The sequence below is a fragment of the Vibrio pectenicida genome, from assembly GCA_024347015.1.
GTDB classification, from domain to species: Bacteria; Pseudomonadota; Gammaproteobacteria; order Enterobacterales; family Vibrionaceae; genus Vibrio; species Vibrio pectenicida.
Genome location: AP024890.1, coordinates 627,991 through 650,591, shown reverse-complemented (window position 1 = coordinate 650,591; position 22,601 = coordinate 627,991). Strand labels below are relative to the sequence as shown.

The window sequence follows — 22,601 nt, the reverse complement described above, 5'->3', positions numbered from 1 at the left end:
GGTTTGCAGATGGATAAACAACTATCCCCTTACTCTGATGGTGTGAACCTCTGCCTTGAAGAACTACTGTACTTCAAACAACACGCAATCCATTGGCTGCCACCTACCCGTAGTTTATGGTCGCAAATACTTGGTCATCATCAAAGTAAACAATTGGGCCGAGGTATGGACTTTTCGGAAGTGCGACAATATCAGGCTGGCGATGATGTACGTAGCATCGATTGGCGGGTTACTGCGCGCACTGGTAAGCCTCATACCAAGCTATTTACTGAAGAACGCGAAAAGCCCATTATCATTTATATTGATTTAAGTATGAGCATGCGGTTTGGTTCAAAGCTAATGTTTAAGTCCATCCTCGCTTCTCAGATGGCAAGCCTTATCGCATGGATTTCAGTTGCGCAAAAAGATCGTGTAGGTGCGGTGATTGACACTGGGAATCAACTTACGGAACTAAAACCAAGCAGCCGTAATCAAGGGCCATTAACATTAATCCAAAACTTAGTAAAACTTCACCAAAAGGAGCTGCATACCCCTCCCAAAACTGCCCAATTGGATATGAGCCAAGGTCTTAACGCATTAAATCGTCTTTGCCCAAAAGGCAGTGAAGTTGTGATAGTCAGCGACTTTTTACGCTTTTCCGAACAAAATCAGTTGTTAATTTCGCGTCTGCGATCCCACAATCAAGTACGACTAGTCCAAATATCTGACCCATTGGAAGCTGGTATTACGGACTATCGGGGAGTTGAGCAGGTATCCGATAAGCGCAGCACTATGTGGGTAGATTTTTCTTCACGCAATGTGCGTAATCAGATCGCTGCTGCTTTTGAAAGCAAGCAGCATGAACTGAAGAGCTTATCTCTTAGCCATGGTTTGAGTTTTACTTGCCTCTCGACTCAACAATCGTTGCTACAACAATTATCGGGGCGTGATCAATGAGCACTATTAATAAGGATTCTCTATTACCACTTAATCCGATGTATCTACCAGACCTACCCTCTTGGTTTCCAGTCGCTTGGGGTTGGTGGGCCAGTGTAAGTGCCACACTTTTGTGTTTACTGTCCATGTGGCTGCTCTATCGCTGGAATAAAAAACGTTTAGCTCCGAAAAAAGCTGCCTTAAGATTAATTCAAGCTGGTGAAAAGCCCGCTGAAGCCTTTGAGCTTCTTCGCCAAGCAGCCTTGTGTTACTACCCAAGAGAAGAAGTCGCAAAACTGACTGGTAAAGAGTGGTATGCCTTTTTGGATACTCAAGTTAAGGCCCCATTATTTCTCGATAACTACGAACTCTGGCAAGAAGCTCTGTACTCTAAAAAAAATCTAGGGAACGAATCTGAACTCGTCGCTCATTGCTCACAATGGGTCGATGAAGCACTGCCACCGAAAAGAAGGAGAACCAAAGTTGGCTAACATTGAGTTTGTATGGTGGTGGAATTTTCTGCTGCTTCCTTTGCCAATATTGATTTATTTTTTACTTCCTCCAGTTCAAACATCATCTCCGGTTTATATGCCCTACCTTCCTCTTTCGCCGGCAGGAAACTCGGCATGGAGCATGATGGCTAAAGGGCTAGCAGCCTTGATTTGGATTACTTTAATTACTGCTGCTGCAAGACCAGTTTGGTATGGCGACCCCGTTACAACTCAACCAAAGCACCGAGATATGATGCTAGTTGTGGATCTCTCATATTCAATGAGTCAAGAAGACATGCAACTAAACGGAAGTTTTATCGACCGCCTAGCTGCAGTAAAGCAAGTTTTAACCGATTTTATTAGCAAACGCCAAGGAGATCGTCTTGGTTTAGTCCTATTTGCTGATCACGCGTATTTGCAAACACCATTAACCCTAGATAGACATACTATTAGCCAACAACTAAACCAAACCGTTTTACGCCTAATTGGAGATAAAACGGCCATTGGTGAAGGTATTGGCTTAGCCACCAAAACTTTTGTCGATGGGGATGCACCACAGCGAATAATGATATTACTCAGTGACGGCACCAATACAGCTGGAGTCCTTGACCCTATAGAAGCAGCAAAAATCGCTAAAAAATACAAGGTCACTATTTACACAGTAGGCATCGGAGCTGGTGAGATGATGGTTAAAGAGTTTTTTATGAGTCGTAAAGTCAATACAGCAAAAGACTTGGATGAAAAATCTCTCAAAGAAATAGCATCTATTACCGGAGGTAAATATTTTAGAGCTCGTGATAGTCAAGAGCTTTCCAATATTTATAACACTATCAATGAATTGGAGCCTATTAGTCAAACCACCCAAACTTGGCGCCCTCAACAAGATTGGTTTGTAATTCCATTAGCAATCGCTTTTGTTGGATTCTTAACTTTGATGATTATCAGGAGAAATCATGTCTGATTTTCGCTTCCTCTACCCTGAATGGCTAGTTATGCTTTTGCCGCTTGTAGCCTTGGTTATCTGGCTGTTAAAGCGTAGTCATACCAAAACACTAATAGCACCTCACCTGGCTAAAGCGATGGGGCTCAGCCATAGCTCTTCACGAAGCGCTATCATCATCTCGATTATAATTAGTGGGCTTTTGGCTGTAATTGCCCTAGCGGGCCCCAGTCTCACTGCCTCAGAAAGACCTAGTTTTACTAACGCTAGCGGTAGGATACTGATCATGGATATGTCGATGTCAATGTATGCCACCGACATTAAGCCTAATCGGCTAACTCAAGCAAAATATAAGGCCAGCGACTTATTAAAACAATGGAAAGAAGGTAGTACAGGGCTCATCGCTTATGCTGGAGATGCGTATACTGTCAGCCCTATGACATCGGATACGCATACTATTCTCAATCAAATCCCCAATCTCAGCCCAGATTTAATGCCATTTCAAGGCGCTAATGCAGCAAGAGCTGTTGAGCTAGCAATCAGTATGATGAAGAATACCGGTTTGTCTCATGGTGACTTGGTGCTAATCACTGATGATGTCGATGATAATGAAACGGCCAACATTGAAAAACTCCTAGATGGCACAAAATGGAGATTAACTATTCTAGGGGTTGGCACTCATTCTGGAGCTCCTATTCAGCTCTCAGATGGCAGCTTACTTAAGTCCGACTCTGGGCAAACTGTGGTAGCCAAATCAAATTTTGCCAACATGAATAAAATTATTCGCACCTCCCAAGGTTTATTTATGCCAATTCAACTTAACAACAGTGACATTGATGCAATCAGCGATTTAACAAGTCAGGTTGAAACAACAAGTAAACTCAATCAAGGTCAGCAAATCTCTGATCGAGTAAACAATGGAATTTGGCTAGTCCCGTTGTTATTAATCCCTGCGTTGGTTATGTTTCGGCGTGGTATCGTATTTGCGCTTTTAGTTATTGTAGCCCCAGTCCTTACAACCAATAATGCAGAAGCATCCCCTTGGCTCAACGACGATCAACAAGCCAAAAAACTGTTTGATTCTCAAAAATACACGCAAGCCGCACAGTTGTTCAAAAACAAAGAATGGCAAGGGATTGCACAATATGAAGCAGGTGACTATGTTGCAGCAATTGAGTCACTCAAAGATGTCCAATCGCCTAAAGGTAAATATAATCTCGCAAATGCTTATGCCCAAAATAGAGACTTTGACCAAGCCGTGGAACTTTATGAGAAAGTACTAGCTGATCAACCTAATAATGAAGATGCTAAGCGTAATCTAGAAATCGTTAAGCAACAGCAACAGCAACAGCAACAGCAACAGCAACAGCAACAGCAACAGCAACAGCAACAGCAACAGCAACAGCAACAGCAACAGCAACAGCAACAGCAACAGCAACAGCAACAGCAACAGCAACAGCAACAGCAACAGCAACAGCAACAGCAACAAAATTCTGCTGATAATACGTCATCAGAGCAACAAAAAACTTCTCAATCCGAGCAAAATTCTACTCCAAATAAAGAATCATCAGAAAAAAATCCTGAGTCTGCCCAACCTAACGAACAAAAAATAGCACAGGATGAGCAAACTTCGCAGTCAAAGGATCAAGCTGACCAACAAACTCCAAAGCAACAAGCAACTCACAATGAACAACCCAAGCCTAAAGAGACTTCTACACAACAGCCACAAGAAGTTAGCCAACAACAAGAAACTGAACAAATAGATCCCGAACTACGAAAACTTGAGCAAGTGGAGAATGCCCGAGACCCTAGTCGCCTGCTTAAAGCACAACTGATATTACAAGCAAAGACTAAACAACCACCAGAGAATACAGGTAAGAAGTGGTAATCATGAATCAAAAAGCATTTAAATTAATGGGCTTATTGGCTCTAGCTGTTGCCTTTTTTAGCCCTATTTCAATGGCTGCAAATATATGGGCAACGGTAAGCAAAAATAAAGTCGTAAAAAATGAAGTTTTTCAGTTACGTGTTGTTGTAGATGAAAAAATGTCTTCTGACGACATCGATTTCAGCTCGTTAGAACAAGACTTTTACGTTAGTAGGCCCAGTTTTGGCTCATCCATAAATATCGTTAATGGCCGAAGAAGCGTTAGAAGTGAATGGAATATCACTCTAGCAGCGCAAAAATTGGGGTTAGCAAATATTCCTGCATTCACTATTAACGGTAAAAGTTCAAAGCCCATTGCTATTCAGGTCACACAAGATCTAGATGAACCCAAAATATCTGATCTAGTGGAACTGCGTACTACCCTGGACAAAACTCAGTTATACCCAAATGAAAGTGCTTCATTACAAATCCGACTCATCATCAAAACAGATCCACGGCGCTTACAAAACCCCAAAGTTTTGCCGCCTGAAGTTAATGGACTCACTCTTAGCCAAATAGGTGAACCTAATCAATATCAGAGTGTTCTCGGTGGGGTTGAAGTCACTGTACTTGACCAAAACTACAGTGTTACTGCTGATAATCCAGGACGCTATACGCTACGTAGCGCAGCCTTTAAAGGTACTGTTATTTATGGAAATGACCAAATTGGTACTACAAAACTGATTTCTGTCGATACTCCTGCAGAAACTTTTAATATTCAAGTCGAATCCAAACCGGAGGACTACACTGGCGTATGGCTGCCAACTTCAATGCTATCATTGAAGCAAACATGGACAGCTGCCAATGGCGAGAAAATAGCCACCAAGTCTGAGCACCAAACTAAGGTTGGTGATTCAATAACTCGAGAAATCACACTAGATATTGAAGGATTATCGCAGGAACGTATCCCTAAGCTCAACATCAACTATCCAGATAATATTCGTGTTTATTCTGAAAAGCCGCAGTTTTCACAACTTGATAATGGCGTAACACGTATGACGCTAAAACAAGTTTTGATACCCAAAGAAACCGGTAATATCCAGCTACCTAGTTTTGATCTAGGCTGGTGGGATAGCCAAAGCAAAAAGCCAAATACCGCTCACTTAGATAGTTTATCTTTAATTGTTGAGCCTGGTGAAAACTTGAATACATCCATACCTATGCCTCAATACTCAGCGCCGACAGAAACAAAAACAATCACGGTTACTGACTCAGGTTTTTGGCCTTACCTAACAGCTCTATTTGCAATGCTCTGGCTCATCACCAGTGGATTGCTGTTTCGCAACAAAGTTTTGAAAACAGAGCCGAAAGACAATCAAAAGATCGACTTAAATTTAACTACTCTCTTGATAACTGCACTTAAATCTGGAGACCACTTTAAAGCCCGACATTGTGCTTCCCAATGGCTAAAGCAGATAAATATTAACGATCAAAACCTACTAAAAGACATCAAATATGAACTAGAACAAATGCAGAAATCGTATTTTTCTTCACAAGAAACTGGCTGGAATGCTGTAAACCTGCTTAAACTTATTAAAAAGGTGGACAAGATGCCTCGTTCAAATAATAAGCCTGAGGAGGAATTGGCTAAGCTTTAACGAGACGAAGGCAAGATTAACAAGAGGCATTATTCAAGTCCTATTTCATTGAAAAATGATAGCTGGAGGAATGATGTCGGCAATCGAAAAGCCAGATCCCAGTACTCATTATGTCATCGTTTATTTCGATGGGTCCCAAATGGCTTCACTTGAAGTCGATGCGGAGAGTCGTACTGAAGCAATCGAAGCATTGAAGCATTTGGGATTTACGCTGCGTGATATATTTTCTATTGCGCCCTAGTGACACAATTTACCCAGAAAGGTAGCACTTAAGCTACCTTTCTATTTTAAGTGAAGGACAATGAAGCTCGCACGCATTACTATTACATTAGGCTTAATCATGTTTGCATGTATTTCAACCGCACAAGTTGATTTAGTCGAAGTCGATAAGTCCAAACGACGAATGTATTTGATTGATGATCATCAAATCGTGCATGAGTTTCGAATAGCATTAGGGAAATCACCGAAAGGACATAAAAGACAAGAAGGAGATCAGCGCACACCAGAAGGGCGTTACTATTTAGATTTTGTTATTGATGACTCCGAGTTTTATCGCTCAATTCATATCAGCTATCCTAACCAGCGCGATATCGAAAACGCACACACATTAAGAGTCGAACCAGGGGGAAATATTAAAATCCATGGTTTAAGAAATGGAGAAACTCGACCAGCCAATTTTGTTCAAAGCTTTGATTGGACTAATGGCTGTATAGCGATCACAAATCAAGAGATGGATGAATTTTTAACCCTAGTAAGACCAGGCACTCCCATCGATATCCGCTGGTAAGTTAACTGTTAACTATCAGATACTTTCATCTCTTCAGGTACTATTTTTCTTGGTTCGCGAGTTACCCACCAACAAAGTAATGATCCTACAGTAACCAAAGCAACACCTTGTAAAAAGCTATCAGTAATTACCAAACCTAGAATAAGAGACGAGATCACCGTTGACAAAACAGGCGTAAAATACGATAGCGTCGCTAAAAGCACCATATTACCGCCAATAATAGCGTAATTCCATAAAGCGTAACCGCTTCCCATTGCAACTCCAGTCAAAATAAGCCAACTGCCGGATTTAAGGTCCAAGCTCATACCTTGCTCAGAACTGAGCGCATATTTAACCCATAAGGTTATTGCCGTCATGATGAAAAATAACGTGATTGCGTTTTGACCTGCTGCCAAACGCTTAGTCAGATTACAATATATCGCCCATAAAAAGGCACCAACAAAAGCCATCATATACGTTAAAGGGTTAGTCGCCACATTAGCTATGATCTGCTGAACGGATAACCCTTGATCACCTGAGATACTCCAAGCAACACCGAAAAAGGCCAATATTATCGCTGGATAGACGAGAACATTCGTTTTCTTTGGACTAACAAGTACGGCTAATAGGACGGTAAGTGCGGGCCAAAGGTAATTAATAACCAACATTTCAATTGCTTGTTGACGTGAGTGAGCCATCCCAAGCGAGAGCACTAAACAAATCTCATAAGCAACAAACAGTCCGCCACCGATAAGTACATAACTTATTGAATAACTTCGTAACTTAGGACGCCCCATGACTAATAACAAAAAAATCGAGGCCACCGTATAAATAGACGCTGCACCACCCACAGGACCAAGAAATTCTGTCACCGTCCTTGCCATTCCTGTTACCCCACTCCATAGTAGAATGGCTAGGACTCCACACCATGTAAATTTATGCTGGCTCATTTTGTATCCTCAGTAGAGCTAGAGGCTTAAACTCGCGTTATTTAAAGCCTTCTGTTAGATTAAATGACTACTAAATCACTTCCCAACTGTGTGACATTTCAATCCCAGAACCGAGCATTAAGCACACTGAGCAGTATTTTTTCAAAGAATCAGCCGTGACTTTCTCGATAATATCTTGGTCTAAGTTATCTCCTGATATTACAAAATGGATGTTGATCTTGGTAAAAATTCGCGGCGTACTTTCACGCCGTTCAGTTGATAGCTTTGTGGTACAAATTGAAACTTGCTGCCCAGCCTGCTTCAACCCATCAACAACATCGACAGAACTGCATCCACCGGCAGCCATCAGTACCATTTCCATTGGGCTGGGTGCTGACTTCCCCCCACTGCCATCCATTACTATCGAATGTCCAGATGGAGAAAGGCCTAAAAACTTTAAATCTTCTATCCATTTTACTTCGGCTTGCATTATTTTACTCTTTATTGGTCCGTGGGAAATTTCACACCCGTTTGTCGACGAATTTCTGTCAGCAACTTAGCTACAATCAGTGAACGATTCATACAGTTTTCATCAATCTGCTTCTCAGTATACTGCTTGGCAAAAGCCAAAGCTTCGTAATACATTGGATTTGGGTCCTGTTTGACGCTTAAATCAATACCTAAACTACCTTTAGTAATCTTGGTCAACTTTTTACCTGTAGATATCATTTCCATCAGCAAAGCACCATTCTCACCCTGAATCTCACTTGGTAAATAAGAATCGCTTGTCTTAGAGTGTTGCAGAACCACCTCAAAACCATCGTAACCTAGAATAATGCTACCACTACCGTCAACGCCACTATCTAAAATCTGAGCATGTGCTTTGACCGATAGTGGCTCACCAAACAACTCAACCGCAGAACCGACACAGTAGTAACCAATATCCATGACTGAACCATTGGCAAATTGTGGGTTAAATGTATTTGGGGTTTCTCCCTCAAGGTATTTAGGGTAGCGAGATGAGTACTGACAATAGGTGATCAGAGCCTTGCGAATCTTACCTATGCTATTACAGTGCTGCTTAAGTAACTGGAAGTTCGGCGTATAAGGTGACATGAACGCTTCAAACAGTATCACATTATTGTTTAGAGCAGCTTGATACATTTTCTTGGCCAACACATCATTTGCAGCAAGTGGCTTTTCGCAGATAACGTGCTTGCCCGATTCAAGTAATGTTATAGCTTGAGGTGCATGCAACGAATTTGGACTCGCAATATACACAGCATCAATTGACGGGCAGGTAGCGAGACTATCAAAGTCGTCATATAAAGCTGGAGACTCGTATTTCTCGGCAAAACCCCTCGCTTTATCGAGAGAACGGGAGTATATGGCTACAAGCTGATATTTCTCTGTTTTTAGCGCAGCTTCAATAAACTGGTCGGTAATCCAGTTTGTCCCCACTATCGCAAGTCTTATCATCACTTCTTCTCCAGTTACAGCAAAAGGAGCCAATAGCTCCTCAATGATGTTACCTGTGCTTAACGTTTCACACCGTCATAACGACCCTTAATGCTAAAAATATCAAAACCATGCCTGATAAGCGATCAATTAATTGTGCTTTAGAGCGAATCTTATCTAGCAAGCGTGGACTTGATAGCAAAAAGGTAATTAGGGTGTACCATAAACCATCAACCACTAATGGAGTCAAGACAATCAGCATTTTGGCCGATAGACTATCCCCAACCGCAACAAACTGACTAAACAAAGCGATAAAAAATAACGCAATTTTAGGGCTAAGAATGGAAATAAGAAACCCTTCCTTTGCTGACTGCCATAGTGATGTATCTTCACCAGATTCAAGCTTTGCAGCCACTCCACCTTTGGAACGCAATGCATTATATCCAAGATAAGCTAGGTAGGCTGCACCGCAATAACTGATCGTTTTAAAGATCAGAGGCGACTGCTGCAAGACTACTGCAAGGCCAATTAAGGTGACAAATGCATAGATCCCAATACCCAATGCATGAGACCAAGCTGTCGCTAATCCATTTCCTCTACCACCTGCAAGGCTATGCTTAGCAACCATGGCTAAACTCGGCCCAGGTGACATAGCGCCTAAAATACAGATTGTAAAAAGTGATAGCCAAATTGTTAGTGTCATACTATTTCTCGAACAAGATCCATACCGCTACATTATCGATATACAAGAATGATTTGAAATCAAAACTTACGATAACTGTTATGATTTTAACTCATAGCGATGGAATAGCTGGATGTGCTAATACTATTAAGTATCAAATCACGCATCCATAAGTGTGCTTTGTCTTGATCGTATTTCGGGTGCCACATTAACCAATAAAGGTGAGGCTCCAAATCAAAAGGTAAAGGAAAGTATATAAGATCATGAACACGTGCAAGGTTTAACGCAATATGTTCAGGCACTATCATGAGATAATCACTCACTACCAAAGCATTGATTGCTGAGGAAAAGAAAGGAATTCTCAGAGCAATACGTCTATTAACACCAAGAGATTCAAGTGCATCATCTGTCATTGAGTCCTTATCACCACCCCCTGTAACTTTAACATGTGAGTAACTAATCAAATCATCAACACTTAGCTTTTTTTGTTTCGACATAGGGTGCTCACAACGCATTAAACATACTGATTTATCTTCACCTATCTTAATGCTAGTTATATTAGTAGGTTGATGAGGCTGCATGGTAGATGCTAAGTGAATCCCCGTTTCACCAAAAACTTGCATATAGTCAGGCTGCCAAAGACGATAGGATAAGTTGACATTAGGAGCCTGCTTTGCAAGTTCAGATACCACACTAGGCATTATATACTGCGCAACATAATCACTAGATGAGAACACAAACTCCTGTTGCCAAGTTTTGGGTTCAAATGGCTTGTCTCGCAACAGCTGTTCAAACTCATCCAATAAACATGAGAGCTGCTCTTGCATGCCTATCGCTCTTGGTGTCGGTACTAAAGAATTTCCTTCTCGCACAAGCAAAGGATCGCCACATAGCTCCCGTAATTGCGCTAATTGACGGCTCATTGCCGATTGGGTGATATTGAGCCTAAGCGCCGCTCTACTCACATGGCATTCTTGCAATAAAACTTGTAAAGAACGTAGCAAGTTAAGGTTAATGTGATTCAAAGACATAGAGTTTTCATACTAATTATCTATATTGCATGTGACGTTACAGTATCACCTTCAATCACTAAAATACTCTGCTTTTTAACTTTCTTCCAATCACGGTGACGCTCTAAAGGCTCAGAAGCCACTGTAATATTCGCTCCCTTCTTGCGTATAAACACCGTTGGTGCATCACTATCTGAGCTATATCTAATTGCCCAAAGCCTTTCGCCATCAGAGATACAAATTGAAGCTTTTAGTGGCTCTTCAATGCCACGATTGACCATCATTTGGCTAATGTCACTTAAAGTTTTACTTATCGCATCAATGGGTTGTTCAGACAAACCATTTTGCAGCATTAGCAGAAAAATCAGTTCACTATCTGTTGTCCCCAGTCTTTTGAGGAAAAGAGGTTCAGATAACTGCTGATGTAAGTCATATTTTACCTGTTCAAAACCGCCAATCTGCCCATTATGAAGAAACATCCAATTATCAATAATAAATGGATGGCAGTTTGAACGAGAAACTTGAGTCCCTGTTGATGAACGAACATGTGCCATAAAGCAGTGAGAACGAATATGATGAGTTAGCGAACGAAGGTTTTCATCTCCCCATGCAGGTAATACTTCATGAAACCTCCCAGGAGTATCTCGCTCTGTATACCAACCAAGGCCAAAACCATCAGCATTTACACGAGTGACGGCTTTTCTGGCATCAATACTTTGATGTACTAGTGAGTGCTCTGGTTCATACACTAACTCATCGAGATAAATCGACTCTCCCTGATAAGCTAACCAACGGCACATATATACTCCTTAAACATTACTGATACTTTTAGGCATAACATCATGATTTAAACAACCTAGCAAGTAATTCTATGCTGGGTACTATTTCCTCCATTGAAGTATTACCAAACCTAAGCACCACAGCGTTCCACGAAAGTTTTCATCACCACTATGTTCATAGTAGCTCAATGGCTGTAACTGGATACCATTATTAGATGCCCTTTTCACCCATTCTAACTCGCTAATTCCAAACTACCATTTAATAGTGGTATGGAGTCCAGCAGCCTGACTAATCACTTTTATTTACTGACTGAGTGTACGTTCCAGAGAATTATCGACCATACGATCTACTTTCGAATATACAACGAACTGAGATGAAGAAAAATGTCCCTTACAAAAGCCTCTGTTAAAGTCAGTTGTCATGGCGTACAAGATGAAGAGTTTGATCTAGAGTGACCTACTTAGGCTGGTATTTTGCCATACAGAACAATTATCGGCCCATTGCAATCGGCACTAACTTCCGGCGATATAGAAATGCTGACTACAGCCGGGCATATAGAGAACGCTGGCTCAATAAACACTATGACCAGCCGACATAGAAATAAAACACGTACTAAGCCAAAGCGCATTGGGGTATATAGCTTAATATTCGATTATTAAACAAACGCAATGATATTTCATAAACATCATTAGCAATATAAATACAATTGCAAAATGCATTTTCAATTTGCAAAAAAAACACTCGCCACACCGCATATTTCGCTCACAAAATAAGCAATTAGACGGTATAAAAGCTGGCACATATAATGCTTTACTATTTATGACTCTCATTAAGCCGAGAGTCACCTAGCCAACTGACGTTGTTAGTGAATATAGATTTGTTCACAATTTTATAAGCCAATCTCGCATATTGAGATTGGCTTTTTTTATTCCACTTGAAATTGTACATATGCAAGAAAAGCAAGTAAAAGTAATAGATGGTGTAAAAAGAAAACCCCACTAGACTTGCGCCTAGTGGGGTTTATTCTTACTCGCAGCATTCCGGCCACTGTTAGTGCTCCCTGCATCAAATCCCTGATAGTAAGCTGAGTCCTTCAGCAGTTTCCTTTACGTCGCCATCCTAGCGGTGTCCATAGCAATCCAGCTCGTTGACTATCCCAGTCAACTCTCATCGCTTCATCCAAAAAGCGGTGTCCCTGATACTATCTTCCTGATAGAAATTACCTTATTCCATTAAGAGTACATTAACTTTCCTTGTTGTAACCATCCTAGTTACTAGCATCCAGCTAATGTCCTTTGCTCTCCATGCCGATCATTTATCCAAAATAATCGAATCTTCTTCCTGAAGATGACCTATCCATGGGTCTTTCCTGTTCCGAGTCTGCATCCTGCTGACACTTTAAGATTATGATAATGGTGTATATTAGCAATGATGATTTTCACATTGCTTTTTTATCAAAAAGATAAAAAATAAAATTTTAATATAAAATACAATGACTTAAGATAAAAAACAGACCAAAATCACAATGATTAACATCATTAAACTCACGATATTGTAAGAAATATCTCACAAGGCATTAAGTTATTAGCTCGTGATTATTTTACGTATACTAAAGATTTCTTTAGATCAATATCACATAAAAATGAGTAAGCGAATTTCTCTGGACTATTGCAAAATAAAACCGGATATTACATCTATAATGCAATATTTCATTGTCCCATATAGGGATTTCTTTCATAGAGGAATAATGACATGATTTCTAAATGGGCACAGCGATTTTATCAAATGGCTATCCTAGTGGGCTCTTGGAGTAAAGACCCATCGACTCAAGTCGGTGCTGTTATTACTAAACAAAACCGTATCGTCTCTGTTGGCTTTAACGGTTATCCACATGGCATATCGGATAGTGCGATAACAGACGATCGAGAAATGAAATATCTCAAAACACTCCATGCCGAAGAAAATGCGATTTTATTTGCTAAACGCGACTTAGATGGGTGCGAGATATGGGTAACGCATTTCCCTTGTCCGAATTGTGCTGCAAAAATTATTCAAACAGGGATTTCCACTGTACATTGCCCGGAACAAACACAAGATTTCCTGTCACGCTGGGGTGACAAGATCAAAGTCAGTCAAGAGATGTTTCTACAAGCTGGTGTTAAAGTAAACTGGCTACCTCTCGACGATCTAAACAACGACATTTAGTTGCTCTAAGATCTCAAATAGCTGCTGAGACTTATAGGGCTTGGGTAAATAAGCATCCATCCCCGCTTCGAAGCAGCGCTCTATTTCTTCAGGTAATACGCTGGCTGTTAATGCTATGATAGGGACATAGTTTTTGCCTACTTCCTCTTCCCAAGCCCTAATATTTCTCGTGGCTGTTATTCCATCCATTACAGGCATCATACAATCCATAAGTATCGCCATATATGTTTGCCCTGATTGGACCATAGCCACAGCCTCTGCTCCGTTACTCGCTACCTGGTAGTCAACACCTATTTTTTCGAGAAAGAAGCTCGCAATTTTCTGATTCATTAGGTTATCTTCGACGATTAAGATACATCTTGTTTCCCCAGCTTGGAACGTGGGAGGCCTTTCTTGTCTTATGTCATCCAGATTGAGTTCAATTGAGCTCAATGCTTTTGAAGTTGCGGATTCAAGGCGGCGCCCTAGAAATGGTAATGTCAGATTCGAAGATACCAGCGCGCTATAATCAGGCGAAATATACAAATGATGTTGAAGGCCTATTATTTCGGAGAAATTAAAATGAGCTTTTAGAGAAGCAAGATCTTTTCTCGAACTCTGCTGACAATGATAGCTATAAAAAATCACGTCGAAGTCGTCACTTATCTTTATGGCCTGATCAACATTCGGGGCTTTAGTTAACAATAGGCCAGTTCGTTCTATTTCATTTTGTACCAAAGCGCTATAGCGACTTTCATTAACAATATAAAGGGCATTTCCTTTTGTGTGGTTTGTTTGTTTGCAAGCTGAAAAGTTTGCTTCTGCTGGAACTTTAAAGTTAAAACAGCTTCCCACGCCTACTGTTGAACTCACTGTGACTCGGCCCCCCATAAGTTCAGCAATCTGACGACAAATCGTCAGACCTAAACCCGTTCCACCAAAACGACGAGTTATACCACTGTCTTGCTGGGTAAAGGGCCGAAAAATTTCTTCCAGTTTAGTGCCATCTATCCCTACACCAGTATCTAATACACGACAATGCAAAAATGATTTTCCATTCTCTTTATTAAATTCGACAAAAATAGAAACCGAGCCGTCTTGTGTAAATTTAACTGCATTATTGAGCAAATTCATTAAAATTTGTTTAAAGCGAAATTCATCCAAATACAATTCATCGGGAATGCTTGGTGAAAAACTTACACTTAGCTCTACCTGCTGTTTTAAAGCTTTGGTGCTTACCATATTCATAGCTTCGAAGGCCGCTTCTCGAATATCAGTGTGACTCGGGGATAACTCAAAACTCCCTGATTCTATTTTCGACAAATCAAGAATATCGTTAATCAAGACAAGTAATGCTTGGGAAGAAATATCGATATCAGATAGGAGCTCTTTTTGAGATGCACTGAGATGACTATCAGACAAAATCTCCGTCATCCCAATAATACCATTTAACGGTGTTCTAATTTCATGAGACATAGTAGCTAAAAATATACTCTTAGCTTTATTTGCCGCTTCAGCACCCTCTTTGGCTGACACCAAAGCCTGCTCGTTATCCCTTTGTACCTGAATAACATAATTAACATCTTGAGCAAATTTGGTAAACTCATCTTCTCCATCTACCGTAACTAAGCTGGTACTTTTTCGGCTCCGCAAACTTCCTAGTGCCAAAAGAATGTCTGTAAGTTTTGAATTAATCCGATATAAGGTGCTAGCACCCCAAAAAAACATAGTGGCCAAGACAAGCAAACCCACAATAGCAAAGAAATAGAGTAAACTTTCATTAGCTCCAATGTTAGTTAACAACTCTCTACGAAGCTTGTCAGATAACTCTCCAAGGTGCTTCTCAACTAACTTATTTCTATTCTCAACCCAAGAAGAGAAGCCTTCTAAACCACCAATACGACTCTCGTTTAGTGAAATATATTGTTTAAAGTAATTATTACGTTGTAGGTCGCTATCTGAGAGGATTTTTAACAGAACTTCAGCCTGATCTAAATGAGACCTAAGGGTAACAATTCGATCCAAGTAAAATTGCTGCCTTTCACTGATCTTAAAATAGTCTTCAGCATAATATGTATATGATAGCTGTTTAGCCTCTATCTCCTGAGCAAGCCAAGCCTCACGCTCCATCCAAAAATACAGCCAGTTTAGATCACTTAGTGCCATGTCTAGTTGGTGAATAGTCAAATCTAAATCATGGCTTTCTGTTGACTGTACAGCTATATACAGCGCTAAAAGCTCACCATAAGCCTTCTTTCCGGTAAATAAGCGTTCTTGACCATCTGTATCTGCAATATGCGATACAAGTACCGAAAGAGCTTGGATGTGAGGCAGAACAGCATTGGATTCAGGAATTCCATGGTGTATGTGCTCTTCTGTATGGGCAACTTGAGCAACTAAGCTTATCGATTTCTGAGCCAAAGCCTGCTCATTACCTCTAGTTTTTTTGTCATTCCTTACACTGAGCGCCTGATATAAATGTCCAGTAAATTCGGACAAATATCGAAGCGTTTCAACTTTCTCGATGATTATTAGATTACTGTGGAGTCGATCTTGAATATTTTTAACTAAATTAACAGATAACAAACCAATCACTAAAGTAGGGATTAGGCACAGGATCAATAGTCGACTTTTAATGGAAATATTGCTGAGTAGCATTGAGACCCGTTCCTTCGAATCATTTTACAATCACTAGAGATTCAATATTAGACGATGTCTGTTCAAAATCTTACCTAAATTGCGGAAATTATTTGATTTTTGAGCCATGATAAGTAATTTTTCTATATTAGACTTTACTATCTCTAACACGACATTTTTTTGCTTACGCTTTATCAATTTTAGTTTGTTTAGACGTGACATACCCCGGTTTGATTCTCACCTAGAAACCAATAGATCGTAAAACGCAATTAATATCACATTTATCCATAAAATTGGCAGGATTTGGATAGTAAAAATGTGACCTGTATATTTTTCGATAAAAAAAAAGGGCTTTAATATTAAAAAAAAATACAAAAAATGGATATCTATCAATCAGTTTCCAACCGAATAATGTTTTTTGGTAGCATAATTATTTTTTCTAGCAGAATAAGTAGCTAGGCATTACAATCCGCGGCATAAAAATAAAATAGACATTTGTATTCTCTACACCACTAACCCTACACCCTAGTTGAGTAGAGTCACTCCTAAAAACGTGAAAGGTCCCAAAAAACATGAGCCCTGAGAAACATCTTCTAGACTGGCAAATAAGCCAAACGATTGCGGAAACAATCTCCCCACTACTAGGTAAACTTTACCGCGAAAAAGGCGTTGAAGTCCTGTTGTTCGGCAAGACTTTGGTTAATGCTGCAACAATCGATATTATCAAAACACATCGTCTCGCTCGTCGATATACAGGGACTCCACTTTCAACAGAGCAAACTCTGCCTTTAATAAAAGCACTCTCCGAAATGGAACTCTCACCATGTAGAGTTGATATTGGTCAGTTAGCTCATCAGTTCTGGAAGGGCCGAGATGACGACTATGGCATAAAAGATTTCCTACATACGTCCTTACTAGGTGCTATGAATGGTGAAACTGTCAGTGAACCACGTGATGTTGTTCTATATGGGTTTGGCCGTATCGGGCGACTCCTTACTCGCCTTCTAATTGAGAAAAACGGCCCCGGTTACCCTTTACGCTTACGAGCTGTCGTTGTACGTGGCGGTAAAAAGGGAGATTTAGAAAAGCGTGCGAGTTTGCTTCGAAGAGATTCTGTTCATGGTCAGTTTAACGGCAGTATCATTGTCGACGAAGAGCGCAAAGCCATCATAGCAAATGGCAACTACATTCAATTCATTTATGCTAACAAACCCGAAGATGTAGACTATACCAAATATGGCATTAATGGTGCTTTAATAGTCGATAACACTGGTGTATGGAGAGACAGTCAAGAGCTAGGCCAGCATCTTGAATGTAAAGGTGCTGAAAAAGTACTTCTAACAGCTCCTGGAAAAGGTGACATCAAAAACATAGTATTTGGTGTCAATGAAAACACTATCCTACCACAAGATACCATTGTCTCAGCAGCAAGCTGCACTACTAACGCAATCACTCCCGTGCTCAAAGCTGTTAATGATAAATATGGCGTCACATCCGGGCACATAGAAACTGTTCATTCATTCACAAATGATCAAAACCTGATTGATAACTTCCATTCAGGTGAACGCCGCGGCCGCAGCGCTTCACTCAATATGGTATTAACATCTACAGGCGCAGCTAAGGCTGTCGCTAAAGCTCTCCCTGAGCTAGCTGGGAAACTAACAGGTAACGCAATCAGGGTACCAACGCCAAATGTATCAATGGCTGTTGCCAACCTAAACCTAGAAAAAATAACTGACAAGAACGAGCTAAACACATACCTACGTGAGATCGCTCTAAAGTCGGATCTCTCAGCACAGATTGATTACACAGAATCGACCGAAGTAGTTTCAACTGACTTAGTGGGCTCTCGTTTTGCAGGTGTTATTGATGGTGCTGCGACGATTGCTCAAGATAAACGATGTGTCCTTTATATCTGGTACGACAACGAGTTCGGGTATAGCTGCCAAGTAGTACATTGTATGGAACAAATGATGGGCGTCCGTTACAAAACATACCCTGCTGTATAAGTAAATTCGCTCCTGACTGAGTCTAGGAGGATGCCTCCACAACAATAATAACGATATACCCCACGTTTGCCGCTTTTTCTTAAAGCGGCTTTTTTACTTTCTAATTTCTCATTCATGTTTGGTTCATTTATGTCGTTTTACTATAGATGTATCAAAAGCGAGGTTCAAATGTATGAATAAAATGATTGCCAGCGTATTAGCACTATTTATAGGCCTATTAACTATTACTTTTAGCATCATAATGATGGTTCCACTCACAATTTTTGCCCTTCTAACAGGCAGAAAAATTGAAAAATCATTACGCAAAAACGCACAAGCATCACGAAGATCTGTATTGGAGGGGGAATATGAAGACGTCTCAAAATAGTGTCGATAATGTTGAATACACTATTCGAAAAACAATAGCATTAACCTTCTATTCGGCCGCTGTCGTCACAACGGCCATAATTAGTTCTATCCCATATTGATTAAATCACCCAGCTAGCCACCCCACACTTAACTTCGTTATACAAAATACCACTCTTCAATATCCCATATCCCCTAAAAGCCCAACCGATCGATTCTGGGCATATTCCATTTTTCGACTAAGCTGGAACTAATGATTGCATTTAATTAACACCTTTGTTAGTTAAAGTAATATTCGTATTAAGTAAGGACTGACAGATGAGTAATGGTCAACGGGATATCACACTTCGCTTTTTAGCTGAACCTGCTGATGTCAACTTTGGGGGAAAAGTTCATGGCGGTGCTGTCATGAAATGGATAGATTTAGCTGCATACGCAAATGCCGCAGCATGGAGCGGTCAATATTGCATTACAGCCTACGCTGGAGGAATTCGCTTTGTTGCACCAATACATGTCGGTAATCTTGTAGAAGTCAGTGCCAAAGTTATCTACACAGGCAAAACATCCATGCATATTGCAATTGATGTTCAAGCTAGTGACCCTAAAGTGCTAAAAAACCGTCTTACTACACATTGTATAGTCATTATGGTTGCTGTCGATGAACATGGAAAACCGTCTGCTGTCCCAGAGTGGATACCGGAAACACAAGATGATATTCAACTAAGGGAATCTGCGATAAAGTTGATGAACATGCGTACTAAAATAGGCGAAGAAATGGAAGCCCACGTGAAATACCTCAAATAAATTTGGATGTTAGTCATCCTCACTGGTCTATTTCACGGATGTTTGTCATGTTTCCTTCATCTTCATTTGATTAAATCACCTTAGAACCGTTTATGGTAAGGTAATGGAGTGAAGTTAAACCATATCACACTCAGTGAAACGACACTTATCAATAGAAAAGCAGTCGAATATCAGTGGGTCAGAAGCTTGTATGTCGAAGGATATACCAGTGAAGAAATTAATCATTATATTCAAACTTGCTTTGGTGGAGATGACATCTTTGCTGATTTATTTCGTAGAGTGGCCCTTTCACAAGAAAGCCTCTACATATTGCTCAAGTATTTAGGATATGCCCCCTCTAGTAGAGAACTTTAAAGCTTTCTTCCACATCTAAAACTTACCAAGCCCAGGACATGCTCACATTTACCTGCTATGAATAAAAAAACCCGAGTCGACTCGGGTTTCGGTTACAAAAACTGTTAGTAGTGACATAGTAAGGAATCTAAGCTAACAGCCAGCTATGCGTAACGCCAGATGTACTCCCTCCTTAACTGATCGGCGGCCAAACCAAAGTAGGTTAAGTCGAGAAACAGTTGGGTAACCTCTCAGCGACCCTTGTTATTATTAGCCTTTTACACCGCCAGCGGTCAAACCTCCAACCAACCAGCGCTGCGCCAACAAGAATACAATCGTTATTGGTAAGGCAGACAATACAGCTGCTGCTGCAAAGTCACCCCACAGATAATTTTGTGGGTATAAGTACTGCTGCATACCAACAGCTAACGTATAGGAGTCTACATCAGAAAGTAATACTGACGCCACTGGAACCTCACCAATAACCATAATGAATGACAAAATAAACACAACCGCTAGAATCGGCACCGAAAGTGGTAAAAGAACCAACCTAAATGCTTGCCATGGTGTTGCGCCGTCAAGTGCTGCCGCTTCTTCAAGAGAATTATCTATAGTTTCAAAGTAACCTTTAATCGTCCAGACATGTAAGGCGATTCCACCAAGATACGCAAAGATTAGACCACCATGAGTATTTAAACCCAAGAAGGGAATGTATTGACCTAGTTTGTCAAACAACGCATAAATAGCGACTAGTGCCAATACTGGTGGGAACATCTGAAAGATCATCATAGCTTTGAGAATGGTATTCTTACCCTTAAACTTCATCCGTGCAAAAGCATAAGCTGACGTTGTTGAAAGAACAACAATCATAATCGATGAAACCCCCGCTACTTTAACTGAATTCCACAACCAAGTGAGAACGGGAAATGGGGGGGATGTAACAGAACCATCGCTATTCGTCACTGAAAGCCCTAACGCTAACTTCCAATGTTCCAAAGAAGGGTTATCGGGAATAATACTCCCTATCGCAAAATTACCTTCCCGCAACGAAATTGCGACAACCATCAATAAAGGAAATAGAATTAACGCAAGAAAACACCACAATAAAATATGTGTTGCCCAAACTCGATATTTCAATGACTGACCTTGTACCATTGCCATTACAACTCTCCTTAGTCTTGAGCCACTTTTATTAAACGAAGATTTAGCAATGCCAAAGCCCCAACGAGCAGAAAGATTAATGTCGCGATTGCACTCGCCAAGCCAAAGTTTTGTCCACCAGCACCTTCAAAGGCAATTCGATAGGTGTAATTCACCAATAAATCCGTATGACCTGCCCGCTCAGTAGTCCCTATCATATTGGGACCTCCTTGAGTCAGAAGCTGTATCAATACGAAATTATTGAAGTTAAATGAAAAACTGGCGATCAGAAGAGGTGTTAACGGTTTAATCATCAGCGGTAAAGTAATACGACGAAAGTTATCAATAAAGTTTGCCCCGTCAATGGCTGATGCCTCATACAAATCATCTGGGATTGCCTTTAACAACCCCATACATAAAATCATAATGTAAGGGAATCCAAGCCATGTATTAACAATTATAATCATCAGCTTGGCCATAAAAGGATCAGAGAACCAGCTTGGACTGAGGCCAAACAGCGCTTCCAAAACCATATTTATCTCACCAAAACTTTGATTAAACAGTCCTTTAAAAATCAAGATTGAAATAAATGCTGGCACGGCATAGGGCAAAATCAAAAGCACACGATAAATAGAGCGACCTTTTAACGCTTCCCACTGGACAATATTTGCTAAAACTAAACCAATGATAAGAGTTAACCCTACACTCAGAGCGGAAAAAACCACTGTCCAAACAAAAATACTAACAAAGGGTTGTTTTATGCCTTCTTCTTTCCAAACACGTTCAAAGTTGTATGTACCAACCGTAACAATATACCCCGGTGATATCGTAGTACCAGTGAACTGCCCCTTCTCATCTATTGTTTGATAAAAACCGATTTGATTATTAGGACGAAAATATTGCTGGGTTTCATTATTATACAGTGTCTCACCATCAGCTTGTAGTGAATAAAGGGCTCCTACAGCAGCAAATTTACGTAACCCACTCATCCGAATTACTTCACCAGATGGTAAATAAAAATCAACAGAACTCAATGTCGCCTTATTTTTAATGATGGTTTTAATTTTTTCTTTCTCACCTTCTACCCCTGTAACGGGTTCTAAGTGAAGCTGACGGCCCAATGTAGCAAAGTTCAATTCGTCTGTTGCTAATAGTTGTTCTTCTGTTGTCACTACTATGCGATAACCATTACCGGTTCGAACTAAGGAAAACGGATAACTTTCACCACTTTGATAAGTACGATCAAGTAGTACCGATTGTGCCCGCTCAAAGGAAAGTTGATTTTTGGCGCTGTAGTTAGTGAAGGCAAGGCTCACTGTATAAGCCAAAGGGAAAAGAACAAACAGGATCATACCTGCAATTCCTGGATAAATATAACGATGTGCGTATGTTTTTGCACTACCAAAAATAAATAAAGCCAATGCGGTAATGATAAGAGTGAGAAGCGCAAATGCCATCTCACCTCTAGAATACATTAAAATGGTAGCGTAGCCGTTGATAATGCCAACAGAACCCAAAAGTGCCCATTTGATAAATACATTTTTTTTAGAAGGCAAGCTTACTCTTGGTAATGGCATAGTGCCTGTACCTTGAACTGACTGCATATGATACCCTGCTCATTATAATAGAGAACGAAAGAGGACAAAGTCCTCC

The 22,601-nt window shown here is 40.4% G+C and carries 20 protein-coding genes; 11 read left to right on the top strand and 9 right to left on the bottom strand.

Features of this window, described 5'->3' with window-relative positions; genetic code table 11:
- Positions 1-9: 9 nt before the first annotated feature.
- The 7 genes from OCV27_RS17950 to OCV27_RS17920 all read left to right on the top strand — a co-directional run bounded on the left by OCV27_RS17950 (position 10) and on the right by OCV27_RS17920 (position 6,658).
- A complete protein-coding gene (locus OCV27_RS17950; RefSeq protein WP_125320491.1) occupies positions 10-936 on the top strand; it encodes a DUF58 domain-containing protein in 927 nt (308 codons plus the stop codon).
- Positions 933-1,406 (top strand): DUF4381 domain-containing protein, encoded by a 474-nt coding sequence (locus tag OCV27_RS17945; RefSeq protein ID WP_125320490.1) that lies wholly within the window; start codon positions 933-935, stop codon positions 1,404-1,406. Before OCV27_RS17950 ends, OCV27_RS17945 begins: the two co-directional genes overlap by 4 nt.
- Positions 1,399-2,367, top strand: a complete 969-nt coding sequence (locus tag OCV27_RS17940) for a vWA domain-containing protein (RefSeq protein WP_125320489.1) — start codon at positions 1,399-1,401, stop codon at positions 2,365-2,367. Before OCV27_RS17945 ends, OCV27_RS17940 begins: the two co-directional genes overlap by 8 nt.
- The gene (locus OCV27_RS17935) at positions 2,360-4,234 is read left to right on the top strand and encodes a vWA domain-containing protein (protein WP_337969428.1); all 1,875 of its coding nucleotides are present in this window, start codon (positions 2,360-2,362) and stop codon (positions 4,232-4,234) included. The genes OCV27_RS17940 and OCV27_RS17935 overlap by 8 nt, the downstream gene beginning before the upstream one ends.
- A 2-nt stretch (positions 4,235-4,236) precedes the next feature.
- Entirely contained in the window at positions 4,237-5,871 is a 1,635-nt protein-coding gene (locus OCV27_RS17930) for a BatD family protein (protein ID WP_125320487.1), read from the top strand.
- Positions 5,872-5,941: 70 nt separating this feature from the next.
- Entirely contained in the window at positions 5,942-6,112 is a 171-nt protein-coding gene (locus OCV27_RS17925; protein WP_171361711.1) for a hypothetical protein, read from the top strand.
- Between the two features lie 60 nt (positions 6,113-6,172).
- Complete coding sequence (locus OCV27_RS17920) at positions 6,173-6,658, top strand: L,D-transpeptidase family protein (RefSeq protein ID WP_185759749.1); 486 nt, start codon at positions 6,173-6,175, stop codon at positions 6,656-6,658.
- Positions 6,659-6,666: 8 nt separating this feature from the next.
- Here OCV27_RS17920 and yddG read toward each other — a convergent pair whose 3' ends face one another.
- The 6 genes from yddG to OCV27_RS17890 form a co-directional block, all read right to left on the bottom strand.
- Positions 6,667-7,587 carry an aromatic amino acid DMT transporter YddG gene (gene yddG / locus OCV27_RS17915; protein ID WP_125320486.1) on the bottom strand — a complete coding sequence of 307 codons (921 nt, stop codon included), beginning with the start codon at positions 7,585-7,587 and terminating at the stop codon, positions 6,667-6,669.
- Between the two features lie 70 nt (positions 7,588-7,657).
- Positions 7,658-8,056, bottom strand: a complete 399-nt coding sequence (locus OCV27_RS17910) for an OsmC family protein (protein ID WP_125320485.1) — start codon at positions 8,054-8,056, stop codon at positions 7,658-7,660.
- Positions 8,057-8,067: 11 nt separating this feature from the next.
- Positions 8,068-9,045, bottom strand: coding sequence for a Gfo/Idh/MocA family protein (locus tag OCV27_RS17905; protein ID WP_125320516.1), 978 nt, complete (start codon positions 9,043-9,045; stop codon positions 8,068-8,070).
- A gap of 67 nt (positions 9,046-9,112) precedes the next feature.
- Positions 9,113-9,727 carry a LysE family translocator gene (locus tag OCV27_RS17900; protein WP_125320484.1) on the bottom strand — a complete coding sequence of 205 codons (615 nt, stop codon included), beginning with the start codon at positions 9,725-9,727 and terminating at the stop codon, positions 9,113-9,115.
- 86 nt (positions 9,728-9,813) lie between these two features.
- Positions 9,814-10,737, bottom strand: a complete 924-nt coding sequence (locus OCV27_RS17895; protein WP_125320483.1) for a LysR family transcriptional regulator — start codon at positions 10,735-10,737, stop codon at positions 9,814-9,816.
- 20 nt (positions 10,738-10,757) lie between these two features.
- Positions 10,758-11,516, bottom strand: coding sequence for a class II glutamine amidotransferase (locus tag OCV27_RS17890; protein ID WP_125320482.1), 759 nt, complete (start codon positions 11,514-11,516; stop codon positions 10,758-10,760).
- Between the two features lie 1,732 nt (positions 11,517-13,248).
- Here OCV27_RS17890 and OCV27_RS17885 point away from each other — a divergent pair.
- Positions 13,249-13,701: a dCMP deaminase family protein gene (locus OCV27_RS17885; protein WP_125320481.1), complete on the top strand. Its 453-nt coding sequence runs from the start codon at positions 13,249-13,251 to the stop codon at positions 13,699-13,701.
- Here the strand turns inward: OCV27_RS17885 and OCV27_RS17880 are convergent.
- Entirely contained in the window at positions 13,684-16,338 is a 2,655-nt protein-coding gene (locus OCV27_RS17880; protein ID WP_125320480.1) for an ATP-binding protein, read from the bottom strand. The genes OCV27_RS17885 and OCV27_RS17880 overlap by 18 nt on opposite strands.
- 551 nt (positions 16,339-16,889) lie before the next feature.
- On the opposite strand from OCV27_RS17880, the gene OCV27_RS17875 reads away from it, so the two are divergent.
- From OCV27_RS17875 to OCV27_RS17860, 3 genes are all read left to right on the top strand, one after another.
- Entirely contained in the window at positions 16,890-18,326 is a 1,437-nt protein-coding gene (locus OCV27_RS17875) for a glyceraldehyde-3-phosphate dehydrogenase (protein ID WP_125321221.1), read from the top strand.
- Positions 18,327-18,989: 663 nt separating this feature from the next.
- Positions 18,990-19,475: an acyl-CoA thioesterase gene (locus OCV27_RS17865; RefSeq protein WP_125321218.1), complete on the top strand. Its 486-nt coding sequence runs from the start codon at positions 18,990-18,992 to the stop codon at positions 19,473-19,475.
- Between the two features lie 108 nt (positions 19,476-19,583).
- Positions 19,584-19,829 carry a hypothetical protein gene (locus tag OCV27_RS17860; protein WP_125321216.1) on the top strand — a complete coding sequence of 82 codons (246 nt, stop codon included), beginning with the start codon at positions 19,584-19,586 and terminating at the stop codon, positions 19,827-19,829.
- A 249-nt stretch (positions 19,830-20,078) separates the two neighbouring features.
- Here the strand turns inward: OCV27_RS17860 and malG are convergent, their stop codons facing one another.
- A complete protein-coding gene (gene malG, locus OCV27_RS17855; RefSeq protein ID WP_125321214.1) occupies positions 20,079-20,969 on the bottom strand; it encodes a maltose ABC transporter permease MalG in 891 nt (296 codons plus the stop codon).
- An 11-nt stretch (positions 20,970-20,980) separates the two neighbouring features.
- Entirely contained in the window at positions 20,981-22,552 is a 1,572-nt protein-coding gene (malF, locus tag OCV27_RS17850) for a maltose ABC transporter permease MalF (protein ID WP_125321212.1), read from the bottom strand.
- Between the last annotated feature and the right edge of the window lie 49 nt (positions 22,553-22,601).

Excerpts from the sequence above, each read along its gene's own strand:
- OCV27_RS17950 (WP_125320491.1), top strand. The coding sequence starts at position 10 with ATGGATAAACAACTATCCCCTTACTCTGATGGTGTGAACCTCTGCCTT.
- OCV27_RS17945 (WP_125320490.1), top strand. The coding sequence starts at position 933 with ATGAGCACTATTAATAAGGATTCTCTATTACCACTTAATCCGATGTAT.
- OCV27_RS17935 (WP_337969428.1), top strand. The coding sequence starts at position 2,360 with ATGTCTGATTTTCGCTTCCTCTACCCTGAATGGCTAGTTATGCTTTTG.
- OCV27_RS17930 (WP_125320487.1), top strand. The coding sequence starts at position 4,237 with ATGAATCAAAAAGCATTTAAATTAATGGGCTTATTGGCTCTAGCTGTT.
- OCV27_RS17925 (WP_171361711.1), top strand. The coding sequence starts at position 5,942 with ATGATGTCGGCAATCGAAAAGCCAGATCCCAGTACTCATTATGTCATC.
- OCV27_RS17920 (WP_185759749.1), top strand. The coding sequence starts at position 6,173 with ATGAAGCTCGCACGCATTACTATTACATTAGGCTTAATCATGTTTGCA.
- yddG (WP_125320486.1), bottom strand. The coding sequence starts at position 7,587 with ATGAGCCAGCATAAATTTACATGGTGTGGAGTCCTAGCCATTCTACTA.
- OCV27_RS17910 (WP_125320485.1), bottom strand. The coding sequence starts at position 8,056 with ATGCAAGCCGAAGTAAAATGGATAGAAGATTTAAAGTTTTTAGGCCTT.
- OCV27_RS17905 (WP_125320516.1), bottom strand. The coding sequence starts at position 9,045 with ATGATAAGACTTGCGATAGTGGGGACAAACTGGATTACCGACCAGTTT.
- OCV27_RS17900 (WP_125320484.1), bottom strand. The coding sequence starts at position 9,727 with ATGACACTAACAATTTGGCTATCACTTTTTACAATCTGTATTTTAGGC.
- OCV27_RS17895 (WP_125320483.1), bottom strand. The coding sequence starts at position 10,737 with ATGTCTTTGAATCACATTAACCTTAACTTGCTACGTTCTTTACAAGTT.
- OCV27_RS17890 (WP_125320482.1), bottom strand. The coding sequence starts at position 11,516 with ATGTGCCGTTGGTTAGCTTATCAGGGAGAGTCGATTTATCTCGATGAG.
- OCV27_RS17885 (WP_125320481.1), top strand. The coding sequence starts at position 13,249 with ATGATTTCTAAATGGGCACAGCGATTTTATCAAATGGCTATCCTAGTG.
- OCV27_RS17880 (WP_125320480.1), bottom strand. The coding sequence starts at position 16,338 with ATGCTACTCAGCAATATTTCCATTAAAAGTCGACTATTGATCCTGTGC.
- OCV27_RS17875 (WP_125321221.1), top strand. The coding sequence starts at position 16,890 with ATGAGCCCTGAGAAACATCTTCTAGACTGGCAAATAAGCCAAACGATT.
- OCV27_RS17865 (WP_125321218.1), top strand. The coding sequence starts at position 18,990 with ATGAGTAATGGTCAACGGGATATCACACTTCGCTTTTTAGCTGAACCT.
- malG (WP_125321214.1), bottom strand. The coding sequence starts at position 20,969 with ATGGCAATGGTACAAGGTCAGTCATTGAAATATCGAGTTTGGGCAACA.
- malF (WP_125321212.1), bottom strand. The coding sequence starts at position 22,552 with ATGCAGTCAGTTCAAGGTACAGGCACTATGCCATTACCAAGAGTAAGC.